The organism is Neobacillus driksii, from assembly GCF_013409995.1.
In the GTDB taxonomy this organism is placed as follows: domain Bacteria; phylum Bacillota; class Bacilli; order Bacillales; family Cytobacillaceae; genus Neobacillus; species Neobacillus driksii.
Map to the genome: position 1 here is coordinate 65136 of NZ_JACCBX010000016.1, position 23063 is coordinate 88198.

Genomic DNA, 23063 nt, shown 5'->3' on the forward strand with positions numbered 1-23063 from the left:
ATCTATGTTTCTATAGATTTTTCCTCCCCCGCCGAGCTGAGCGTTGAGCCGTTACCGGACCTCCCCGCCAGGTGGATTTTCACCACTTTGATTAATTAGCCCAAAGCTAAATATATGACGGACAGTAATTCACATCGCCGAATTACCATCATTTCAATGTCGCCCATCATCCTGAATTTTTTCATTTCATTGGGTAGAAGCGATTTTACTCGCAGCCCCCGTTGATTCGACGCAAGCCTGTCTCCAGGCACGTCGCTTCAGGTGGACCAGGTTTCCTTTCATTAGGCGAATGAAATTCCCCCTGGAACAGCCAGCTCTATCGGATTAGCGTTCCGATATGCTAACTTGCAAAAATTAAAGTGAAAGTTTTTTTATCTAAATTTTAAAGTTGGAATTGGCGATTCCAACTGTGGCAATTTATCTAAAATTCATTAACAAAAATATGGTTGGCAGCCATATTTTCTTAACAGCTGCTGTCGGTTCCCGCCAGTCGAGCTACGCTCGAAAAGTCAAAACCTCCATATTCCTAAATAGGAGTAGCGATTTTCCATTAAATAGTTTATAAATCAACATTTCTTCCTAGTCTTTAAAATTGTAATTCAATTTTTCAAAAAAGGTTAAAAAATCTATAATCTACCATTCCTTTTTATTCTATTATTTCGCCCCCCTCTTCTGAGGTACGTTATTTCTAGTAATATTTTAAAGGCAATAAAAAAATGCCCTATCGGGCATCTCAAAGTGAACTTTCTTTCATTAGAGATTGAGAAAATTTTTGTAAAATGTTATTGGTAGGATAAACTGACATTGATGCTAACTTATTAACGGCTACTATAGGAAGTAAGGCATTTTGGAACTGGCTTGATTTTAACTCGCACAACATCCTAATAATTTCCTCTATACCCATCATGTCTTCTTTAACTGGATTTTCAATATATTTTCCAGTAGGAATAGATGCAACAACTATACTTTTATCATCAATCTTAATAAAAGCTTTTGAACCATAATTAACCCTTTCACCGTAGGAGGTTGTATCGCTATCACCATTTTTTATTTGAGAAAATATATATTTATTATTTGGTATTAAGAATTCACCCTTTTTCTTTAGCTTTTTTTCAAGTAATAATGAGTGTTCAAAGAAAGCACCTGACTTTTCAATACCCACTAAGTATAATTCTACTTCCTTTTGCTTAATAAAATCTAAGAATTCTCTAATTGGTTCAACTAATCTTGAAAACTGTGAATGGAGTGATAGCGGTCCATCCTTAAGTAATAAAACTTTAGATAATTTGTTTTTTCCTTCATTAAATAAAATCCTAACGTAGCTTAAGAGTAGAAGATGTTCCATTACCTGCATTAAATTAGCAGCTATACTTTCATTCGTATTGTCTTCATAAAAATCCATATGAAGACTAATATAGTCAGTAAAGTATATTTCTTTCCCACAATCAGAGCAATTTTCTGTATCAAACTCCTTAAAAAATTCATTTTGCTTTTCGCATAGAGGACAATTAAACTTTAAAACTACATTAGGGTCACTATCCCATTTTCTATAAACTAAAAATTTTAGGGTATCATATAATATTATATTTTCTACTTTTAAAGTAATATTAACGATTCTTCTAATTGTATCTAGGGGTGTTAAATTCTTTATCCTAATATTGTTTAATGGGAGAACCGTTGCTAGTGTATCAGAATATTGAGTTATTATTTCATTTAAAAGCTTGGGATTAACTATAGGCGCTTGTGCTTTTTTTAGTTTATCTAGGCTAATCATAAGAGTAGCAACTTTAATAAAGGAAATAGACTTTTTCTGATTTAAAGGATTTGTTATGGAACTGTAACTTCCGTCGATTGCAATTACTGAATTTATTTTGGGTTCTTTTAGCTCTATAATCGACGAATAACTCGAAGAAAAATCTAAATCCTCTAGGTTTATTTTGTCAGATTCAAATTCCTTTATAATTGTAGAAATAAATTCATTTTTAATTATGGGGAGATGACCTAGTTTGCTTGCAGATTCATAGGGCATCGAGCCATTTCCAGAGTAAGCCATTTTTACACCCCAAACAACTTAATTTGTACTGGTAATGCATACATATGGGATTTAGTTGTCATACGTACAAATCCCTTAGACTTTGTTTTTTGAATATCAATGCCTACGTCCTTAAACTCATAAAATTTGGTAAGCTCTTTTATTTCGTTACTGTCATTAAGATGGGCAATAAAGAAGTTTTCTGTATTCTTCAGAAGGTCTCGACTCAAGCTTGTTATACTTTGAGTTGAATAAACAATACCGATATTTAATTTTGCTCCTTCTTTAGCAAGCCGGTTATATATATTAGTTAGGTCATTATCGTTAGATGGAAATAAGTTATGAGCTTCTTCAAAATAAAACTGTACATATTTATCTTTAAGATTATTATTCGTAAACGCTTCCATCTGCATTGAAAATACCGAATTACATATCTTTTCAGAAAAGAAATTAACGATAACTGGATTTGAATTACTTAAATCTAGAATAACGGTTTTTCCGTTATCAAGATGGTGCAAAATGGTGCTAAGAGCATCTTTAGCATTTCCGTCATGATATATTTTATAATTCATTATTTTTTGTGTTCCACTTACATTTGCTCCATTATTTTTTTTGCCGGTTAAGATGCTAAGTAAGGAAATATCTGTTTCGTTAAAGTAATTTTTCTTTTCTTTTCCAGAGGTAAACGGAGGATTATCCTTTATTTCACAATATTTATCCCAGATTTTTTGGTAATAATCCACAGCATCTTCTATTTTTACTTTCTTTTTATCAGGATAATTAGCACCAAAAACTGTCTCTAGGATATCTTTATTAAAATTGAAGTTAACCTGGTGGCTACCAGTAATTTTGAAGCCGGCTTTGTACAGGATACATTTGTATATACTCTCATGCCTTTGATATCGATTGTATCTTCCAAAATCCTCTTGTCTTAGGTCATTAATTTCCTTTTTATCTAAAACTTCAAAATTTAAGAAGCCATTAAGGTAGTCAGCTTTAATATTATCCATCTGCATTAAATGTTTTATTATTTCATGTCCTAGCTTTAAATCCTCATAAACATTCACTTTTAATGTGCTCATATTTCCTTTAGGATTGACGGAGTATCTTTCACATCTATCTTGATATTTATCATATAGTGACGTATTATCTTGCTCGTTTACATTCGCATATTCTCCATTTAAGTCAAATATTAACTGTCCTACATTTTCATAGTTTTCTAATATAGACTCAGCAATTATTTTAACGGTATTACTTTTTCCCATTCTTGTCTTTCCAAATAAAGCTGTTCTTGCAGCAACAAAATCCTTCGCTGAAACTTTTACATCCACATCTACAGCTTGATGCAATTTCGACTCTGTGTATCTTAATTTGCCGATAACAAAAGAACTTTCATTATCAATAGAATGGTTTATTAGTTTATAAAGTATATCATCTGAAGCCCGAAATACTTCGTACAAGTGAGGTGAATAGTAACTTTCAATATCTCCCGCATATTCAAGTTCACCTTTGTCATTTTCGTAATAAGTTCCTAAGACGGTTATTTTTAGTGCACTCCATTGAAGCTCAGCTCTTGTGAAAATATCGATTTCAGGCATATGATTCTTATGTAATTCAAAGTAGGTACGTGAAACATCATTAGCAAGTGGGGTACTAGTTGGTTCTTTAACTCTAGCAAGAATATAGTGCTCAGGAATTTCTATGTTTTCACCAATTCTTGTTTCTATTAACTTAATGATTACAAATGAATTCTTAGGAATTCCTTGGTTTCTAACCTTAAAGAAGTCGTTTGTTATGACCGTCCCGTCTTCATATCCTAAAGACATAACATACCCTAATAGTGCATCCTCATTTTCTTTGAAGTATTCCCTAAATTCTTTAAAAACTGATAATTCGGTATTAAGACCGTCCAAAACACTACTCATCTAATCCCCCCTATTTCAATCTATAAATTTATAATTATGTCATTTTTTTGGATACAACAATAAATAATGGACCTTATAAACATATATGCTTCATACCGATTCGTTTATGTATTGAAAAAAGGCAATTAACAACCTCCTTTTTTCAATTAAGCATGAAACGACTTCTCTTATTTATAGAGCATTCAAAAAACTATATTTTTTAGAATCCCATTTCTTCACATTCTCTAAGTAAATCGTCTGCTCTTCCTTTGTAAGCATACGCAATTTTTGCTGCATCTTCATGAGTACGATTATTAATTAATAGATGGTGTACTCCATGCATTTTTATTTTTTTACCTGTTTTAGTATTTGCTTTATTCTCTTCTGATACCATCATGTAATAAAATAAGGTAAAGAACCTTTCAACCTTATTCCTTAGAGCAGCTGGATACGTTTGAGCAATTTGCTTAATATTACTTACTACAGCAGTATCAAACGCTTTTTCTGTCTGATTATGAATATTTAATAAATCTTGATATACATTTTGATTAGAAGTACCACTTGCGATTTCATTAAAATATTTGAAAACAGTTGCATCTTTATAACTAGTTGTAAAACTCCCGTTTGAAGAGGAATACGTTACCCGCCAATTATCAATATCTCCTGTATCATAATAAATTGTACTTCCATCTGATAATGTTGTAATTTCTCTCATTTTTTCCCCTCTTTGTATTTAATATTTTGATTCCTTACCGCAAGGACTTATTACCCTCATCAAATGAATTAGATATTTCCATTTTAGCCCAAAAACAAAGAAAATTAAATAATAATTAGGCGAGTAAGATGATAGAATAATAATGTAATAGCAAAATTTAAATTGATTAGGGAGTGCTACTATGAAAAAGGGTGGATTTGGTGGTGCGTCAACAAAAACAGGACTTATTTTTGAAGAACGAGTAGACTTGTCAAAACAATTAGAATCTATTCCTGGTTACGATGTAATAGGTGATGATGTCTTTTATGACGGAAAAAAGGTAGCGCAATTATTAAAAAAGCATAAGTTATATAAAAAATTCTTAGAACCTCAAGGAGTAAATTATAAAGATATTATTTCTGCTAGATTATTACCTGATGAGGCAATATATGTGATTGACAAAAAGGAGATACATATTGTTGAAATGAAATTTCAACAAGGTAGTGGTTCTGTGGTTGAGAAACTACAAACCTGTCATTTTAAGAAAAAGCAATACATCAAATTATTGTCTCCATTAAATATTAAGGTTAATTTCACATATATCTTAAGTGATTGGTTTAAACAAGAAGGTTTAAGAGATGTCTTCGAATATATAAATGATTCAGAGTGTAATTACTTCTTCTCGGAAATCCCTTTAGAATATCTTGGTCTACCACATTAAGAGAGTAATCCATTGATGTTCACAGAGAAGAAATTGCTCAAGATTGGAAACGTAATAAGTGCATTAAATTAAAATGTTTTAAACCAAAAAAAGATGTGAGTTCTCACATCTTTTTTTGGTTTAATATTTTACAGATTAAAACTCACCTGAAAATTATCCTTGTATCTAGCAACGGTTAAATCCAAATATTCTTTTTCTATGTCTATTCCTGTATATCCCCGATTCAACAAACGAGCCGCAACGCCTGTTGTACCACTCCCGTTAAAAGGGTCCAGTATCTGGTCGCCTTCATCAGTAGAAGCCAATATTATTCTCTTTAATAGTTCTAAGGGTTTTTGAGTTGGATGTTTGCCAAATTTCTTCTCTGATTTACTAGTAGTAGAAAATTTCCAAACATCTTTCATTTGCTTTCCACCATTTACTTCCTTCATCAGTTGATAATTAAACTTATGTTTTGCTTTTTTACTTTTTCTCGCCCAAAGAATTGTTTCTGTAGAATGGGTAAAAAATCTACAACTAAGGTTTGGTGATGGATTTGACTTTTCCCAAATAATATTATTGAGGATTTTATAATCAAGTTCCTCTAGTGCCATTCCAATCGAATAAATATTATGATAAGTGCCAGATATCCATATTGTCCCATCTTTTTTTAAAAGCCTTTTACATTCATTTAGCCAAAGCTTATTAAATTTGTGTTTTTCTTCAATTGATAGGGACTTATCCCATTCCCCTTTATCAACAGAAACCATCCTGCCAGAGCTACAGGTAATACCGCCACTAGAAAGAAAATATGGTGGGTCCGCAAATATCATATCGAAACTTCCCTCTGGAAGACTTTTCATAATTTCCAAACTATCGCCAAGTATGAGATTAAAATTCTCATCTGAAAAATAATTATGGTTATTTGTATTACTTGTCATTGGTTCACCTCTTTTATAAATACAGTTTAAAATTAATGAGGGAACACTGCAAACACTAAATACTGGATAGAACTTGAAAAACTAATTATAAATACAATTGGTTTAGGTTCTTAAGCTTTTATTTTATTTTCTAATAAAATAATTTCATCAAGAATACCCTCTGAAATCATTTGTAAATTTAAGGTATAATCATTTAAAATAAAGGTTTCCTCTAGTGCAGTTCTTGCCGTATGCCATCCCATACCATCTGTAACCCAAATAAATTTAATACCTTGATTCGAAAGAAATTTTTGTACCTCTTTATACTCACCAGCAGTAGCTTTTAGTTTCGACCCACCACCACTATAATAGTTAACCTCTATTAGGGTTAATTTCCCATAATTATCAACAATGGCAAAATCAAACCTCCGATTGATTTTATCAACATTTATAGAGATATCCCAAGCATCTTTTAATTTGCTTTGTGTAGCTTGACTCATATATTTAAAATTATTTTTTGCACAAAATGCCTTAATGTATACCTCAAGTAGATTTTCCATGCTGGTACCGGTACGATTTTTCCGAGCATTGGTATCCATTCCAGCTTCTATTCCTTTACAATAATCTACTAAATTGCTAACTTCCTTATATACAAAAAACCTTTTTAATCCTGTTAAGTTAAAAAACACCTTTAAATCATTAATAATGTTTTCATCCAAAGGAACTTTAGGGTCAAATAATTCTTTTTTATTTACTGCAATCATTGTCTTAATATCATCAATTACTGGTGTTTCTGCCATTTTGTTTAGTCTTGAAGCAATAAGTAATGGTAGGACTTTTCTAACTTTGGGGTAATCCATGATAAGATTAGTAAAGATGTCTTCAATTTCATCCTGTCCTAATCCTAATAATCTATTAAGAATAAGTAGTTCTTTTTCAACTAAGCGAATATTTCCTAATACTTTATCAAAATCAACAAAATAATCCCAAGTAAATATGCTATCTTTTAATGTATTTAATAAATAGCCAAAAGCCTCTTCATTATTCGATAAATTTCTATTAGAATAGTACGGTAACATTTTCAAAATTGCATCCACTCCAAAATTAAAATATCAACCCATATAGTATATTAGTCTCATTTTTAGAGGATGTAAATCAAATTTGAAAATATTGTCTTTGGAAAGAATGTATATTTTTTCATTTACAAATAATAATTTATGATAGAATATCTAAAAAGGAACATTCGTTCCTATGGAGGAAGAAATGACTAAATTAAAACTCAAAGCAAAACCGTTTTTAAAATGGGCAGGTGGGAAAACACAATTACTACCGGTAATACACGAACGTATTCCAAATGAGGTTAAGTCAGGTAATATTAAATACTATGTAGAACCCTTTGTTGGCAGTGGTGCCGTATTTATTGATTTATTACAAACAGAAGGTTATAGGTTTGAAAAGGCATATATTTGGGACGTTAATCCAGAATTAATCAATGTTTATAATATAATAAAAAGTAAATCAGTTTCTTTACTAATTGAAATTTTAAAAGAAAAAGACGCTGAATTTAATGGTACTGAGGACAAAAATGTTAGAAAGCACATTTATTCTAGTACCAGAGATAAATTCAATAAAGAATTAGAATTAATTGATAATGAAACTACATCTAAAGATTTCTACGTTGAAAGAGCAGCGGAATTTATTTTCTTAAATCGAACATGTTTTAATGGTTTATATAGGGTAAATAAGGCAGGCAAGTTCAATGTACCAATGGGCGATTATAAACATCCCAAAATATGTGATGAGGAAAATTTATTAGCTGTACATGAACTACTTGAGAAAGTCGAAATAAACCTAGGAGACTACAGAGAAAGCCAAGCAGTTATAGGGGACATTATTGAATCAGGAGAAAAGGTTTTTGTTTATTTTGACCCACCCTACAGACCTCTAAATGTAAGTTCTAGCTTTAATTCCTATAGTAAATTTGATTTTAATGATGAGAGTCAGACAGAATTAGCAGCGTATTTTAAAGAACTGGATGAATTAGGAGCGAGCCTAATGCTAAGTAATTCTGACCCTCATAACACTGATGAAACAGATGATTTTTTTGATGACCTATATGAAGAAAATCTGCATGGTAGAAGAAATAATATTAGCAGAATACCAGCCAGAAGGAATATTAACTCTAAAGGTGATAAAAGAGGACATATTAATGAATTATTAATAACCAATTATTAATATCCCTGTGTATTACAGGGATATTTTTTCCAAATTTGACTAATATCAAAAAGGATGGGAAAGTTTCTTACCCATCCTTAATCAATTTCTTCATTAATTAATTTTTTGAAAACATCCCTCTGATGAGCAATAAAAAAGCGAGGATTTACATGGTTAATACTACCTTTAAGTGTTTTATTATGATATTCATCATCTTCATAATAAAATACCGCTTTTTTATGAAGATAATCAATTGTAAAATTACCATCATCAAATTCAGCGTGGTGACTAGGGCATAAACCAATTATGTTGCTATATTTGTCATATTCTGGGGCAGATTCAAATTTTAATACATGTGCGCCAATAACCTTTAGTTTCCCATGTCGGTTTTTTTTGTTCCAACCACATATCACACACATATTACCACTTAAAAAGACCCCTAATTCTTTTGAATCTTTATTCCTTTTACTCAATATTGATATGTCCTCCAAGGTTGATTCTGAGGATTTTTCTTGTTTAATTCTTTAATTTTGTTTTCAACAATATTATACAATATTTCCCAAAGATTGCTATCTTTGCTTGCCCTGTTAAGGTCGTTATGATACGTTGTTTTATATGTGTATTTAATCTTTTCAATTAACTCTTTTTTACATTCGTCAAATAATGTATTTGGATTATAAAGCCAACCGCAAATATGTTGCTGTACATCTAAATAAACATTTGCACGAAAACAAGCAAGTAAAGGGTATTGCAGTTGTTTTGGTAAAATATATTCTGGTTTTCTTCCAAAAAAAATGGTCTGATATTTAGTTCCACTCCTTTGGATTATTGAGGTAAAAGAAGCTAATCTTGTATCAATGTGAAAGTTACAAATCATATGTTCATGAAGTTCGATAATGTCATTAATAAGTGGATAAACATGTTCATACATTACCGCATTTTTTTCCCACTTTTTAAAAGCAGCTGCTTTTCCTGAAGCAGATACTGTTGGTTGGTCTTGAACAGAAGAATATCGACTTGAATACAGATTGACATTGAAAACATTAATCATTGCAATTAAGTCGTTTGCTTTGAGGGGATTATTATTAGGCACCACTCTTCCCTGATGCCACTCAATTGATTTTTCATAATTACTATCCATGCATTTTTTTATTCCTTCAAATAGTCCCTTCTTCTCAGCAATGCTATAAGGTAAAACAGGGGTAGTTGTATTTTTTGCAGCAGCTATCTGAGCAAGTTTTTCTTTCGAAAAGTCCCCTACAGTAATTGTTGCCTTGACAAGTGATTTAGAAGTATCAAACAACTCCTGAGCATCCATAATTGCAAGTTGTGTATGTGCTCCGTTGACAATTCCTGTACCAGGCTCAAAAGTTATTCGTACTTTCTTCCTTTTTTTGTCAACTATTTTTACATCAGTTGCAATAACATCAATCCCCAAACTATATTCATAAAAGTCCAAAGGTGAAAATCGTAGACAGTTCAACATATCACGGTATGGGACGGACTTTAAACAACTAGGTGTCCGAACATTAGCATCAATTGGAAGGGCTTTAAACTTGTGGCACTTTATATAAAGTGTATATTCAGGGTTACTTTGAGGCTGTGTATGTACTATATCATTACATTCTACTTCAACCACAATTGGAGTTACTGCTGCTTTTGTCTCTGGTGTAATAGAAACCATGTTTATTTTTCCTCCGAGTTTCGTTTTTTCTATAATTAGGTATTTCTCACCAAGATATTCATAATAAGGAAACAATATAATCAGGAAAATGTTCCCTCGGTCAGAAAATACCCCAATACCATCACAATGTAAAAAAGGGAAACCTCCAACTGATAATATATTTTTTATAGTGGAAGATGAATAGAGGCATTATACATAATAAGGAACAAAGGGAAAGGAGGTCGCCACTAGCCATCCTATATGTTTTTATTAACTATAATAGAACCATACTTTTTCTAACATTATAATAAAATGAAATAAAACAAGAAGGACATTCCTCCCCCTGCTTAACAATAATTATAAATATATGACCAGAAACCTTAACAAGATACCCCTCTTTACCCATTTATTGGTATAATGTTAACGTATCACTTTTTATCTATAAGGGGGTAATGTACATGGCAATTCTAAAGCAATATTCTGATGGTACTACCATAACTCGGTCACGAGGAAGAATTGATGATTGGTGTATTTTTGTAGATAATAGAGCACCTTATGATAGTGACTATTTTAATGAGTTACATCAATTAGCCAATGATTATGGTGTTAATAAGGTCTACAACGATTTTAAATCCATATATGATAAAACAACTGACGAAATTAACCCAGCAATATTTGACGACTTTATTCCTTCCATTGCTTCGACATACGGAAATGATAGTTTAAGAGTTGAAAAGTTATTTGGTACTTTTTACACGGTTATGCTTGCAGAAGAAAATAGGTATTTCGGAAGAACAAAAACAAAACTTGGTAAAAGAGTAAAAGGATTAGCAGCTTATCAAATCCTTTTTGAAAATTACTCCATTAAAGATGCTTGTGATTTTAGTAAAGGAAGAGGTTGGCAAGAGTTAGCGGGACTTTGCGATTCCCGTGGACTGCAGAGATAAAAATAAAAACTTAGACATTTTAAAATGTCTAAGTTTTTATTTCTAATAGATGCTTAGGCTTTTTTTGGTTATTTAACCTAGTTTCCAGTGAATTCCTTTTCTTTAAAATACTTATATTTGCTATCTAAAAGCCCAAGCATTTCATCATCTCCCAATACCTTATGTGCTAAGTGCTTAAATAATTTAACTTGAAAGGCTTGACCAGCTGCACTTCCCCATTTTTCCTTGGAAAAGTCCTCTTTGCTTAAATTACCAAAAAACTCCTTTAAATTTGCTTTTTTAAATGGTTTGTTATTAATATTAAAATGAATATAAACATAATAAAGTAACTTCATCAGTGCCCCGAATCCAGTAGTTTTTAAAAATACATAGTCTTTTTTATTTTTCCATTCCTCTGGAAACATCTCACTAATCGAAAGGAAATAACTTAAAAGTAATTGAATTATTTCTTTATTATCTTTTCCCTGTAAAAACGATTTATGTTTGTTCGTTCGACGCTCTTTAACATACTTAATTAATTCATCAATAAACGCTGATTGGGATATAGAACCATATCCGGTACCAAGCATTTTTATTTCTTCATAAAAGGGAGAAATTTCATTAATATTTAACCATTTTACAATTCCATGACAACGTTTAATTTCGTTATATTCTCCTGTATCAAATGCTTGGAGATCATATAAAAGAGATTTATTTACAGGTCTCTGGTTCCCGTTAATAGTTGCAAATATCTCTGCTTGAAGCGGTATTTCTAAGTTTAAAAAGAATGTTACAACCAAATCGTATTCTTCAACTTTATCCTCTGCTCCAACAAACGCAGCCAGTCGATGCTGACCATCGACAACGAAAGCATTAACCTGGTCACGATATATTTTTAGTGTATACATTCCAGGAACTTCAGAATCATTTAGTTCAAATCCTTCTTCGTACTTTTCTAGAAGTTCTTCTTCATTCTCGTCTTTAAACTTAGTATTTAAAGCAATAATTAAGCTATTTGGAAAAATCCCTTCTTTTTCTTTTATGTAAGTTGCTAATTTTTCTAATCGGTTTAACTCCAGTACCCTTTGTATTCCCTCTTCTTCTGAAAATCCACCATGAAGCTTTTCTTTTACTTCATTCAGATACTTATTTTTTTGACTTTCTTGGCTTCCACGCCATTTTACTGTTGCTATGCTGATTAAATCACTAGCTTTTATCTTCCCAATATAAAAAACATTATTGTTCTGTTCAACTTCGAATACATTAACAGTTATAGTTTTTTCGTTACCACTCATTTGGTTAAACCTCCCTTCTACAATTCATTTGCGTCTATTTCTTCCAATAAAGCTTCATTTTCTATTTCTAAACCATCAGAAATCTTTTGCGTTGTAGGGTTATCAATTATTCCTGATGCTTCATGTGCAACCTCAGCAACAGCTTGTTTAAAATTATCATTGCTTCCATCCTTATTAAAAACCTCAAATGCATCTTTTAATTTTGACATTATGGTGATTATCCCTACACTTTTGTTTTCAAGGTCATCAAATTTTGTATAAAATCCACCAATTTTTTCAGCTTTAACATCAATTTCTTTTTTTGTCTCTTCTATTGATGTAGCAGAAGCTTCTATTTCTGCCAGTATAGAGACTGCACTTGTTTTGGCTTCAGCTGCAGCTAATTGTGTCTCTGCGACCTGCGTTTTCAATAATGTGAGTTCCTCAAAATGTGCTTTAGCTTTCTTTGAGTTTATATGGTCATTTATTGCTAGAAATGTGGCAATACCAGCCACAAAGGTAGCAAACAAAAGCAGTGTGGAATACATGAAGTCCTTGTCAGAAGTAATTGATTCAATTCTGTCATTCATTTGGGCAACAGTTTTATCGTAAACGTCCTTATATGTGTCGGTATCTATTTTGCCCTTAGTTTCCGTCTTTAGTTCTTCTATATCATTTTCAATTTGATTAATTTTTTCATTAATTATTGAATTTTGCACTTCTTGGTTCTTTTCATCTGCTACATTAGTCTCAGCATCAACTTTAATAGAAATAGATAAGACTATCATTACAATTGTTAATATTAAAATTTTTCCTTTTATAAAAGATGAAAACAAAGCCTTCATTTTCTTCCTCCCACTTTACTTATGCTGGAAAATATCACCTACCATTCTACTTTACTATATTTGTATTAAAGGGAAAAGCATAGGATAAAGATTTTGGGTATCAAACAAAAAATAGTTCTAAAGCCCCAAAAAGTTTTCTTTAGAATTTATGTTTTTTAAGTTTAAATTCTTTATTCTAAGAATGAATGATGGTCAAGCTTAGTCAAGCCGGCTAGCAAGGATAACTTATTAAATATTATTTAAAGAATACAGCTTACCATCCAAATTATATTTGGAGGTTATTAAAAATGAAAAAACAAGTAACTTATTCTTTCGTGGCTAAATCACCTTCATTTGAATCATTATTGAAGGATTTATTAATAAAGGAACAAGATACTTTTTTTGAAGAGCTATTTCAGGAGGACAAAGAACATGAGGAAGAAAACGACGCAGCATAAGATACAGATTATAGATAAGGAATTATTAACCAAAGATAATCGCCTTAGTCAGAAAGGTATAGCAGCAAACTATGTTCGTGTTTCTACCAATCATGAAGAACAAGAAACTTCAATACAAAACCAAACAGAACTTTGTTCTGAGTATATTGAAGAACATGGTTGGAAACGTGTTATTCATTATGAAGATATTTGCAGCGGTCGTATAGGTAAACGCCCTGCATTTAAACAATTATTAGCTGATATGGAAAAAGGATTCTTTAAATATATTGTGGTTAAAGAAGGCTCCCGTCTTACTCGTAATACAACTACAGCAAACAAAATCAAGGAAATCTCAGAAAAAAACCATATTCATTTGTTCAGTGTTGATGGACAACTTAATACCAAAAAGTATGGGTATGATAACATAATAGAAGTTGCACTAGAAGCTCAAAAAGAAGCAATGTTAGCAAGTAAAAGAAGTAAATCCGGTCTCCGAATGAAAGCAAAACGGAAGGAATATATGGGTTCAATTCCCCCATATGGTTATAAGCTAGTTGAAAATACCTTAGTAGTTAGGGAAGATGCATCTCCAAATGTAGTAAAGCGTATTTTTAATGATTATTTAGAAGGAAAAGGTGCTCCAACTATAGCAAAAGAATTACAAACGGAAGGTATCCCTACTCCATCAATGGTCTTCGGAAAAAGAAATGCTACAGCTAACTGGCGCGATACTAGTGTATATAGCATTTTACGAAATGAACATTACATTGGAAATCTTGTGTCATGTAAGGAATCGACTACAGTGACCAATGAAAAATTGTATAGAATTAAAAATCAAACAGAAAATGTTGTTAGGCATGAAGATGTTCATGAAGCAATAATCACCAGTACAACATTTGGTAGAGTTCAAGAAATTCTGGCATCTAAACCACAAAAAGGGCAAAAAGAAAAGAATCACTTGTATTCGCATATATTGTTCTGTTCAGATTGTAGCAGTAATCTAGTGTATAGGAAAAATTGGAATAAAGGTTCTTATATCTGTGGGAATTATTCAAAAAATGGAGTGACTGCTTGTTCCAATCATGCTATACAGGAAAAGGAAATGTCTTTTCTTTTGTCAGAGGCTCTAGTAACTTTCTTAAAATCTTTTGACCTTGCCTCCTATTTACCAAAAGTAGAAATTGCCTTTAAAAAGAAAAAACGGTTTTTTGAAGGGCGTAAATCTGCTTTGGAAAATGAATTAAGAGTAATTGAAGATAGGATGGATACTCTTACGGACTTTCTTTTAGATAAAAAGAAAACTTTATTTCAACTTGAAAATAAGATGGAAAAATTGCAAAATGAATTAGAAGTTATTAAAGAATCTATTGAAGAAATACAAAAGAAAATATTAATCCTGGAAGATAAGGATGCCCACCTAAAGTTAAAGAACAGAATTATAAACTTCTGCTCTTTTACTGAAGTAACACCAAAGATTGTAAATATGTTTGTTAATAAAATTGATATAAATGAAAAAAAGGATGTAAATATACAATTTGGTTTCAGAATGCCATAAATAGGATAGATACGGTTAGAGCAGGTCAAAAATTGACCTGTTTTTTTATAATCATTTTTAATCCCATAAATTTCAATAAAGCTATAATATAGATATCCAAAGTGAAGCCGATGCATCTATTCGAAAGGAAGATATGAATGAGATGTGCAGGATACATTCGAGTTTCTACGAATAAAGAAGAACAGAAACCTTCTATTCAAAATCAAAAATCTCTTTTTATTAATTACATCAAGGAGCAAAACTGGATAATTTCTGATTTCTATGTAGATGTTGAAACAGGTACTACATCGAAAAGGGAAAGCCTCCAAAGGTTAATAGCTGATGCTAAGCAACGAAAGTTTGATGTAATTATAGCTAAAGAGTTATCTCGTTTGGCTCGTAATGGTAGCTTATCATACCAGATTCGTGATGTTTGCCAAGATAATAATATTGGGATAATTACTCTTGATGGAGCAGTAAATAGTGTTAAGGGGGATGTAAGTAAATACGGACTATACACATGGTTGTATGAGGAAGAGTCACAAAGAACTAGTGAACGTGTAAAATCTTCTTTAAAAACCCTTGCAGCAAAAGGTCTTTTTAAAGGTTCCAATGCTCCTTATGGCTATTTCAAAGAAAACGATAACCTTATTATCCGGAAAGATAATACTCCAAATGTAGTAAAGTGGATTTTTGAACAATATATCTCAGGAAGAGGATTTGACTCAATTGCAAAAGAGCTATACGTTAGGGGTCAACCCACACCTTCAGTTATTGCTGCAAAAACAAATGCAAGTCCAAAATGGCATGGTTCTACAATTAAAAATATTATTCAAAATCCTCATTATACAGGGAAATTAGTACAGCATCGTGAGACATCTATTAGTGCCACAAATAAAAATAGAATTAAAATATCACCTGATAAGCATATTATCGTTGAAAATACACACGAATCAATAATTTCTGAAGAAACTTTTCAACTTGCCCAAGAACTATTAAATATCAGGTCAAAAAATAGAAATACCACAAGAAAGCATTTGTTTTCAGGTTTAATTTTTTGTTCGGATTGTGGCTCAAGCATGCACTACAAAGATAACCGAAAAGGCTATATTTGCGGTGGATATGTTAAATTCACAAAAAAGTTTTGTACTCATCATGCTATTAAAGAAAATTTAATTTCACAAAGTATATTCAAGGATTTAGACATTCTGAATGAACTGATTACTAACAAAAAGAAATCGGAACAACTATTTTTAATTAGTAAAAAAGAACACGAAAGATTAATAAAGAAAAGTAGTAATATTGATGGTAAGTTATTAAAATTACAAGAAATAAAGTCAAAATTAATAAATCTTCTCATTGAAGAAGTGATATCTAAAGATGATTACCATCATAAGGTCGATGACTTTGAAAAACAAATAAACAATTTAAAAGGAGAACAAGCACATCTTCATAACTTAATTAACAGTAAAGATAGTATTGAACAAATGAATGAGCTTTTCAATCTTTCAAAAAAATTTTCGGATGAAAGATTATCTAAAGAGAAAATAATTCCTCTAGTGAAACGAATAACAGTAAACTCTGATGGTGTTCCAATAATTGAATATCGATTCAATATGCTTAATTATGTAAGTATGATTTAGGCAGAATATTTCGTTTATTAGATATCCTGCCCAAATGATTACTAAAAGGTTGAAAATTAAACATTTATTCTTTTCTATATATACTTGCTACGCATTCGACGTGTGTCGTCTGCGGAAACATATCCACAGGTTGCACTTCCACAGTTTTATACCCACCATCTTCTAAGATCCTCAAATCCCGAGCCAAGGTAGCTGGGTTACAGGATACATAAACCACCTTTTTCGGTTTCATGTCAATAATCGTTTGCAAAAATGTCTCATCACAGCCCTTCCGCGGCGGGTCCACGACGAGCACATCAGCTGAATTCCCTTCTTTATACCACTTAGGAATCACAACCTCTGCTTCCCCTGCTGCAAACTCCACATTCGTCATTCCATTAAGCTCTGCATTTCGTTTTGCATCCTCAATCGCCTCTGGAACAACTTCTACTCCGAATACCTTCTTTGCCTTTTGGGCTAAAAATAAGGATATCGTTCCGATACCACAGTAGGCATCAATGACTGACTCTTCCCCACTTAACCCCGCATACTCAAGTGCCTTTTCATAAAGAACCTTCGTTTGAACAGGATTTACCTGATAAAAAGATAGAGCAGAAATGGCAAATTTCACATCACCAATCGTGTCATAGATCACTTCATCGCCCCAAAGGACGGTTGTTTTTTCGCCGAGGATTACATTTGTACGCTTTGAATTAACGTTATGTACAATCGACTTAACTTTTGGAAGGCGTGCAGCAATTTCCTCAACTAGTTTGTCTTTGTTTGGAATATCCGTGGTTCTGGTAACAAGCACCACCATTAGTTCCCCTGTTTGTTGTCCATAACGAGCCATAATGTGTCGCAGAACACCTTTATGTGACTCTTCTTGATAAGCTGATATCCCTAGCCCACTGCATATTTCCTTCACTGCCTGAACAGCTTCGTTTATTTCAGGAAGTTGTATCAAACTTTCATCAGTATCTACAATTTCATGGCTTCTAGGCTTGAAAAACCCAGCAATCAACTTTCCATCCTTTTCACCAACAGGTACCTGAGCTTTATTTCGGTAATGCCATGGGTTGTCCATCCCTAAGATTGGGTGGACAATTACGTCCTCAAGTTTTCCGATCCTTGTCAGCACCTGACGCACTTGGTTCTCTTTATATTTCAGCTGTCCTTCATAACTGATGTGCTCCAGCTGGCAGCCGCCATATTTATGAATCTCACTATTAGGAACTTCCACACGGTATGGGCTTTTTTCATAAATTTCAATCAAACGCCCGAAGCCGTAACCCTTGTTCACTTTAATCACTTTAACCTGCGCCTTCTCGCCGGGCAGGCCGTTTGGTATGAACAACGGAAAGCCTTCCACCTTTGCTACCCCTGCACCATCGTGAGTTAAATCTTCAAATACCACATCTATATAATCATTTTTTTTAACCGGTATTGTCTTCTTCATTATTTACTTCCTTTACTCCGATTTGACTAGCAAGATTGTACCATAAACCCATTCTAATTGCGAAATCAGTCATAAATTGATTGTATACCATCTACTACCTGCATAAAATGTCGGAGCATTTTTATTTAACAATATAACAAAAGTGTTTATAATTATAACATCCCGGAAGGAGGTGGTTACGATAAAGAAGGTATATTTTCTTCCCATCGCATTGCTGCTTGCCTTCATATTCTTTTCCGTTCTTCATACTTCCAACTTATTCATTCAATCACATCATTCTAATAAAGCTGTGTTATTGATAGATGATTGGAATATGAAATCACAAACGGACGATGAAGAGAAACATTTATTTCATTTTGACTTGATCGAAGTTCTTACCCTAATCTCATTGATCGTAGTCACCATTCACAGAATCTTTTCTGATAACCACACCAGGAACTCCATTTTTCTAATCCCGGTTTTTCATCAATCCAATTATGTAATCCTCTCCCCTAAATTTATAAGTTAAAACTTACAAAGGGGAGGAATAAATGATGTGGATTCGTTTTGTGATGATTGGTGTTTTTTCATTAACTGCAGCTGGTATGCTAACCTTTCAAGGCATAGAAATTTACCATGCTTTCGTGGATTTCTTTAAACAAAAATAAAATGTGATGGATCCCGCGGGTTTTAAACACAATCCCGCGGGATTTCCTATTTATTCGGCGAGAATCGGAAATAACTCCATTAACTCTTGAAGTTTTTCCGCGGGCTCCTAAGCATAATTCAGCGAACCTTCTTATTTTCATACAAAAAAGACACCCTTTAATAATGGGTGCCTTACACTATCTATTCTGCCTTCATTTCAGCCACTTTCTCTTTTACTTCTTCAATATTCCTCATCTTGTTATCCCAGCATTTTTGGCTAAGATCGACCGGATATTCCTCAGGATTCATTGTACGTTTATACTCATCCCAGAGAGCAGCAAGATTTTGTTTTACATATTCACGTGATTCTTCCAGGCATGGCATCTCATAGACAAGCTCGCCATTTGAAAAAATCACTTCATGAAGCTCTTTTGCCGAAAAGTTTGTCACGATCTTATTCATATAGGTATGCGTTGGGTGGAACATTCTCAAGCGCTTCTCCGGCAATTTTTCATCCTCGAGCGCAATGTAGTCCCCTTCAGCATGGTTATTCTTATTATTGATAATACGGTAAATTTTCTTAATCCCCGGAGTCGTTACTTTTACCGGATTGGAAGAGATTTTAATGGTATCCTCCATTTTGCCGTTCTCGTCTTCAATGGAAACAATTTTATAAACAGCTCCTAGTGCTGCCTGCTCGTAAGCGGTAATAAGCTTCGTTCCTATTCCCCAGCTGTCAATTTTTGCACCCTGTGCTTTCAAATTGAGAATCGTATACTCGTCGAGATCACTTGAAGCAAAGATTTTTGCATCCTTAAATCCTGCCTCATCGAGCATTTTACGGGCTTCCTTTGAAAGATAGGCAAGATCACCGCTGTCTAAACGGATTCCTATGAAATTAATAGAATCGCCCATTTCCTTGGCGACTTTAATCGCATTCGGTACACCCAGACGAAGGGTATCATATGTATCAACTAAAAAGACACAATCCTTATGTGACTCAGCATATTTTTTAAATGCGATATATTCGTCTTTATATGCTTGAACCATCGAATGAGCATGCGTACCAGAAACAGGAATTTGAAATAATTTACCTGCTCGAACATTACTTGTTCCATCAAAACCTGCTAGGTATGCAGCTCTCGTTCCCCAAATAGCCGCGTCCATTTCCTGCGCTCGGCGAGTACCGAACTCCATTGCAATTTCACTTCCAAGCACCTGCTTAATACGAGATGCCTTTGTCGCGATTAATGTTTGATAATTAATGATGTTCAATAGTGCTGTTTCAATCAACTGAGCTTCACAAAGCGGGGCGTCTACGCTTAAAATCGGCTCATTTCCAAATACAAGCTCGCCTTCTTTCATACAGCGAATGGTACCTGTAAAGCGCAAGTCCCTTAAGTATTCTAAAAAATCATCCTGGTAGCCGACTTCATTTTTTAAATACTCCAGATCATCTTCTGAAAAGCGGAAGCCCTGGATAAACTGAATGACTTTTTCCAAACCAGCGAATACCGCATATCCATTCCCAAAAGGGAGCTTTCGGAAAAACAGTTCGAACACTGCGCGTTTATTATATTTGCCGTCTCTCCAATACGTTTCTACCATATTGATCTGATATAGATCAGTATGCAGTGCTAAGCTATCATCCTGATAAATGTTTTTCATCCTAACCCTCCGAACAACTACTTTTTCAACATATTAAATAATTTTACCATTATAAAAACTATTTAACCAGCGCTCCAAGTGATTGTTCAAAGTCTCTAATGCCCATTCATGTCCCTTTTGTTTAAAGGAAGCAACTGCTTCTTTATAAACCACGATTAAAACCCCGATTTTAGGTGTCTACAGCTGTGTGAAGAAACCACAGGAATGAATATTAAAAAAGGTAAACACAATAAAAATTGTGCCTACCTTTTTGAGGTACAAAAACTCTTATTTAAATGGATTTGCTGCGTTTTTAAAGGTTTCATATACCAAGCGTGGCTCTTCGTTGTCGAATCGCATTAATCCCATGGTAGAAATTCCGTTTATCTGTTGGTTATAGCCTAACCTTTGTTTATAATCTTTTAACACCCAGAACGTATATCCGGCCATATAATCTAGACGGTTGGAATCTGTTACCTGGTTCCAGTGATTTAGGAATTTAGCGGATTGCCATTCTTCGGTCCCGGACGTTGTAGGTTCTCCATGTTTGAGTTCCTCTTCTGCATAGGCCCACGTTCCATTTTCGGTAATTAGTATCGGTTTATTAGGATGGTTTCTATGAACTGCTTCTAAAGTGGTCCCTAGGTCCTCATCCTTCATATAGAAATAACCGAAATATTCATTTAAACCGATGACATCTGCCAAGTCATAGGCTGGGTCCCAACTGCTTCCAGATGCCCATGTGACAGGACGGTTTTGGATATCAACACTTTTGACAGCACTCTTCATATCCGAAAGCCAGTCACGGTAAACTTGCTGATCATCCCAAATTTGAGACTCATTTTGTAATGACCACATGATAACAGAAGGGCGATTAATTTGATTCCATGCCATACTTAATACTAATGCTCTTGAAAGTCCGTATGAGTTTGTTTGTAACGCTTCTTGCTTCGTATCAAGCCACATATTATCAACATCATCTAATACCATTAATCCATGCTTATCAGCAAAATCATATACATATGGGTGACGGTTGTAGTGACTGTTACGAATAAAGTTTGCATTTACATTCAGAACATGATTCAACTCGGTATCATACTCTTCAATTGTCATAGATTTTCCATTGGCAGCTGTTTCCTCATGCCAGTTAAGACCTTTTAAAATTACCTGTTCTCCATTTAATGTTAATTTACTACCCTCTGTAGCAATTGTTCGCATTCCATAATTTGTTGAAAGACTGTCATCAACGGAGCCAATTCCACTCTGTGTAACTTGACCTTCACCTTTTCCCTTATAAAGAGTTGCGGTTACTTCATATAGAGTAGGGGAGTCCGGTGTCCAATAGCTTGCACTCTTAATATCAAAATCCATTGAGACCACTTTTACTTCGCCTGGATTTAATTCTATTTCCTTTGACTTAGGCTTTCCTCCAGTTTGTTCACCAGGATCTACAACTAGTTGACGTTCTACTTTTTTATCTCCATGATTATATACAACAACTTTTGTTGTTAAAGTATGATCACCTGTTGCAGTAAGGATTTTACTAACATTTACATTTGATGTTGCTTCCAAATACACGCTGCGTGTAATTCCTGCATATCGCCAGTAGTCTACAGGTTTGTATGGCAGTTCCACGTCATTTGTAACAGGCTTCGCATCCGGACTTGTATAAGAATCAAAGTCTGCTCTGCGATGTACTCGAACCGCAATCACATTATCTTTCCCTGGTTGTAAATATTCACTAACATTAAGCGCAAAAGGAGTATTTCCACCTTCATGTTCGCCTACAAAATGACCATTAATATAAACCCATGCACGATAGTTAACGCCGAGAAAATTAAGTTTTACGAATTGATTTTTCCAACTGGCATCAGGTGAAAAATGTGTCCTGAACCAGGCATCACCATCGTAAAATGCCGTTCCTTCACCAAAATTCGAACCATCGTATGTACCAAACCCAGGTGTATCATAAAGATCCCAGCTGCCTGGCACCTTTTCTTGCTGCCAATTTGAATCATCATAATCTTTTTGGTACCATTTTTCAGTCATCCCTTGGCTATTGGGATCCATAGCAAATTTCCATTTCCCATCAAGTGATAAGTAGTTTCTACTCGGCTCTTCTTGTGTCCAAGTATCAAACGATGGGACTGGTTCACCATATTGGTATAAAACATTTGTTCCATCAATGGATTTTACTTGCGTGTTCATTGGCTCACGGTCTGCTACTGGTGTATTAGTAATGGCAGAAGCTCCTCCAGTAATAAGGGTAGAACTAAGAAGAAGAATGCCTATCCCGAGTTTAGTAAATTTTCGAAACATAATAAACCTCCTGTCTTACTGTAATTTTTTTTTAAACTTTTAGAGTGAATTGTTCGAAAAACATTTGATCCTTCTTCTAGAATGAAATCGGTTTCATAAAAATAAATACAAAATGAAGAAATCAAAACAAATTGGCATACATTTATTTAGCTCTTGGCATACACCTCCTTAAATATGTTGCGGGTAACTTAACTGTTCAGACACCAGCTAAAGTTTCAGGGTAGTATTATTTGCTTATTAATGAAACGGGTTTCATTTTAAAGAAAA

At 33.5% G+C, this 23063-nt stretch carries 18 protein-coding genes; 6 read left to right on the plus strand and 12 right to left on the minus strand.

Going from position 1 to position 23063, the window contains the following annotated elements:
• Positions 1 to 733: 733 nt before the first annotated feature.
• From F4694_RS27195 to F4694_RS27205, 3 genes are all read right to left on the minus strand, one after another.
• The gene (locus tag F4694_RS27195) at positions 734 to 2053 is read right to left on the minus strand and encodes a hypothetical protein (RefSeq protein ID WP_179603052.1); all 1320 of its coding nucleotides are present in this window, start codon (positions 2051 to 2053) and stop codon (positions 734 to 736) included.
• A 2-nt stretch (positions 2054 to 2055) separates the two neighbouring features.
• Positions 2056 to 3957 (minus strand): ATP-binding protein, encoded by a 1902-nt coding sequence (locus tag F4694_RS27200; RefSeq protein ID WP_179603053.1) that lies wholly within the window; start codon positions 3955 to 3957, stop codon positions 2056 to 2058.
• A gap of 199 nt (positions 3958 to 4156) precedes the next feature.
• On the minus strand, positions 4157 to 4651 hold the full coding sequence (locus tag F4694_RS27205; RefSeq protein ID WP_179603054.1) for a DUF7004 family protein: 495 nt from the start codon (positions 4649 to 4651) through the stop codon (positions 4157 to 4159).
• Between the two features lie 181 nt (positions 4652 to 4832).
• Between F4694_RS27205 and F4694_RS27210 the strand changes: the two genes are divergently transcribed.
• A complete protein-coding gene (locus F4694_RS27210) occupies positions 4833 to 5351 on the plus strand; it encodes a hypothetical protein (protein WP_179603055.1) in 519 nt (172 codons plus the stop codon).
• A 128-nt stretch (positions 5352 to 5479) separates the two neighbouring features.
• On the opposite strand, the gene F4694_RS27215 is transcribed toward F4694_RS27210, so the two are convergent.
• Together F4694_RS27215 and F4694_RS27220 are read right to left on the minus strand one after the other, a co-directional pair.
• A complete protein-coding gene (locus F4694_RS27215) occupies positions 5480 to 6271 on the minus strand; it encodes a DNA-methyltransferase (RefSeq protein ID WP_179603056.1) in 792 nt (263 codons plus the stop codon).
• Positions 6272 to 6381: 110 nt separating this feature from the next.
• A complete protein-coding gene (locus F4694_RS27220) occupies positions 6382 to 7329 on the minus strand; it encodes a type II restriction endonuclease (protein WP_179603124.1) in 948 nt (315 codons plus the stop codon).
• A gap of 184 nt (positions 7330 to 7513) precedes the next feature.
• Between F4694_RS27220 and F4694_RS27225 the strand changes: the two genes are divergently transcribed.
• Positions 7514 to 8485 (plus strand): DNA adenine methylase, encoded by a 972-nt coding sequence (locus F4694_RS27225; protein ID WP_218895861.1) that lies wholly within the window; start codon positions 7514 to 7516, stop codon positions 8483 to 8485.
• Between the two features lie 77 nt (positions 8486 to 8562).
• Here F4694_RS27225 and F4694_RS27230 read toward each other — a convergent pair whose 3' ends face one another.
• Together F4694_RS27230 and F4694_RS27235 are read right to left on the minus strand one after the other, a co-directional pair.
• Positions 8563 to 8937: an HNH endonuclease gene (locus tag F4694_RS27230; RefSeq protein ID WP_179603058.1), complete on the minus strand. Its 375-nt coding sequence runs from the start codon at positions 8935 to 8937 to the stop codon at positions 8563 to 8565.
• Positions 8934 to 10223, minus strand: coding sequence for an AIPR family protein (locus F4694_RS27235; protein ID WP_218895862.1), 1290 nt, complete (start codon positions 10221 to 10223; stop codon positions 8934 to 8936). The genes F4694_RS27230 and F4694_RS27235 overlap by 4 nt, the downstream gene beginning before the upstream one ends.
• Before the next feature lie 362 nt (positions 10224 to 10585).
• Here F4694_RS27235 and F4694_RS27240 point away from each other — a divergent pair, with 362 nt between their 5' ends.
• Positions 10586 to 11074, plus strand: a complete 489-nt coding sequence (locus tag F4694_RS27240; RefSeq protein ID WP_179603060.1) for a DUF7004 family protein — start codon at positions 10586 to 10588, stop codon at positions 11072 to 11074.
• Between the two features lie 77 nt (positions 11075 to 11151).
• Here F4694_RS27240 and F4694_RS27245 read toward each other — a convergent pair whose 3' ends face one another.
• Positions 11152 to 12348, minus strand: coding sequence for a DGQHR domain-containing protein (locus F4694_RS27245; RefSeq protein WP_179603061.1), 1197 nt, complete (start codon positions 12346 to 12348; stop codon positions 11152 to 11154).
• Between the two features lie 17 nt (positions 12349 to 12365).
• Entirely contained in the window at positions 12366 to 13172 is an 807-nt protein-coding gene (locus tag F4694_RS27250; protein ID WP_179603062.1) for a hypothetical protein, read from the minus strand.
• Between the two features lie 287 nt (positions 13173 to 13459).
• On the opposite strand from F4694_RS27250, the gene F4694_RS27255 reads away from it, so the two are divergent.
• The 3 genes from F4694_RS27255 (at position 13460) to F4694_RS27265 (ending at position 16765) form a co-directional block, all read left to right on the plus strand.
• Complete coding sequence (locus tag F4694_RS27255) at positions 13460 to 13609, plus strand: hypothetical protein (RefSeq protein ID WP_179603063.1); 150 nt, start codon at positions 13460 to 13462, stop codon at positions 13607 to 13609.
• Positions 13584 to 15143 (plus strand): recombinase family protein, encoded by a 1560-nt coding sequence (locus F4694_RS27260; protein WP_179603064.1) that lies wholly within the window; start codon positions 13584 to 13586, stop codon positions 15141 to 15143. The genes F4694_RS27255 and F4694_RS27260 overlap by 26 nt, the downstream gene beginning before the upstream one ends.
• A gap of 137 nt (positions 15144 to 15280) precedes the next feature.
• Complete coding sequence (locus tag F4694_RS27265; RefSeq protein WP_179603065.1) at positions 15281 to 16765, plus strand: recombinase family protein; 1485 nt, start codon at positions 15281 to 15283, stop codon at positions 16763 to 16765.
• A 64-nt stretch (positions 16766 to 16829) separates the two neighbouring features.
• On the opposite strand, the gene rlmD is transcribed toward F4694_RS27265, so the two are convergent.
• From rlmD to F4694_RS27285, 3 genes are all read right to left on the minus strand, one after another.
• Positions 16830 to 18203 carry a 23S rRNA (uracil(1939)-C(5))-methyltransferase RlmD gene (gene rlmD / locus F4694_RS27270; protein ID WP_179603066.1) on the minus strand — a complete coding sequence of 458 codons (1374 nt, stop codon included), beginning with the start codon at positions 18201 to 18203 and terminating at the stop codon, positions 16830 to 16832.
• Between the two features lie 828 nt (positions 18204 to 19031).
• A complete protein-coding gene (locus tag F4694_RS27275) occupies positions 19032 to 20498 on the minus strand; it encodes a nicotinate phosphoribosyltransferase (protein WP_179603067.1) in 1467 nt (488 codons plus the stop codon).
• A 267-nt stretch (positions 20499 to 20765) separates the two neighbouring features.
• Positions 20766 to 22796, minus strand: coding sequence for a glycoside hydrolase family 2 protein (locus F4694_RS27285; RefSeq protein WP_179603068.1), 2031 nt, complete (start codon positions 22794 to 22796; stop codon positions 20766 to 20768).
• Positions 22797 to 23063 lie beyond the last annotated feature (267 nt).

Bases quoted from the DNA above. Each gene is read 5' to 3' on its own strand.
- F4694_RS27195 (WP_179603052.1), bottom strand. From the start codon at position 2,053: ATGGCTTACTCTGGAAATGGCTCGATGCCCTATGAATCTGCAAGCAAA.
- F4694_RS27200 (WP_179603053.1), bottom strand. From the start codon at position 3,957: ATGAGTAGTGTTTTGGACGGTCTTAATACCGAATTATCAGTTTTTAAA.
- F4694_RS27205 (WP_179603054.1), bottom strand. From the start codon at position 4,651: ATGAGAGAAATTACAACATTATCAGATGGAAGTACAATTTATTATGAT.
- F4694_RS27210 (WP_179603055.1), top strand. From the start codon at position 4,833: ATGAAAAAGGGTGGATTTGGTGGTGCGTCAACAAAAACAGGACTTATT.
- F4694_RS27215 (WP_179603056.1), bottom strand. From the start codon at position 6,271: ATGACAAGTAATACAAATAACCATAATTATTTTTCAGATGAGAATTTT.
- F4694_RS27220 (WP_179603124.1), bottom strand. From the start codon at position 7,329: ATGTTACCGTACTATTCTAATAGAAATTTATCGAATAATGAAGAGGCT.
- F4694_RS27225 (WP_218895861.1), top strand. From the start codon at position 7,514: ATGACTAAATTAAAACTCAAAGCAAAACCGTTTTTAAAATGGGCAGGT.
- F4694_RS27240 (WP_179603060.1), top strand. From the start codon at position 10,586: ATGGCAATTCTAAAGCAATATTCTGATGGTACTACCATAACTCGGTCA.
- F4694_RS27245 (WP_179603061.1), bottom strand. From the start codon at position 12,348: ATGAGTGGTAACGAAAAAACTATAACTGTTAATGTATTCGAAGTTGAA.
- F4694_RS27250 (WP_179603062.1), bottom strand. From the start codon at position 13,172: ATGAAGGCTTTGTTTTCATCTTTTATAAAAGGAAAAATTTTAATATTA.
- F4694_RS27255 (WP_179603063.1), top strand. From the start codon at position 13,460: ATGAAAAAACAAGTAACTTATTCTTTCGTGGCTAAATCACCTTCATTT.
- F4694_RS27260 (WP_179603064.1), top strand. From the start codon at position 13,584: ATGAGGAAGAAAACGACGCAGCATAAGATACAGATTATAGATAAGGAA.
- F4694_RS27265 (WP_179603065.1), top strand. From the start codon at position 15,281: ATGAGATGTGCAGGATACATTCGAGTTTCTACGAATAAAGAAGAACAG.
- rlmD (WP_179603066.1), bottom strand. From the start codon at position 18,203: ATGAAGAAGACAATACCGGTTAAAAAAAATGATTATATAGATGTGGTA.
- F4694_RS27275 (WP_179603067.1), bottom strand. From the start codon at position 20,498: ATGAAAAACATTTATCAGGATGATAGCTTAGCACTGCATACTGATCTA.
- F4694_RS27285 (WP_179603068.1), bottom strand. From the start codon at position 22,796: ATGTTTCGAAAATTTACTAAACTCGGGATAGGCATTCTTCTTCTTAGT.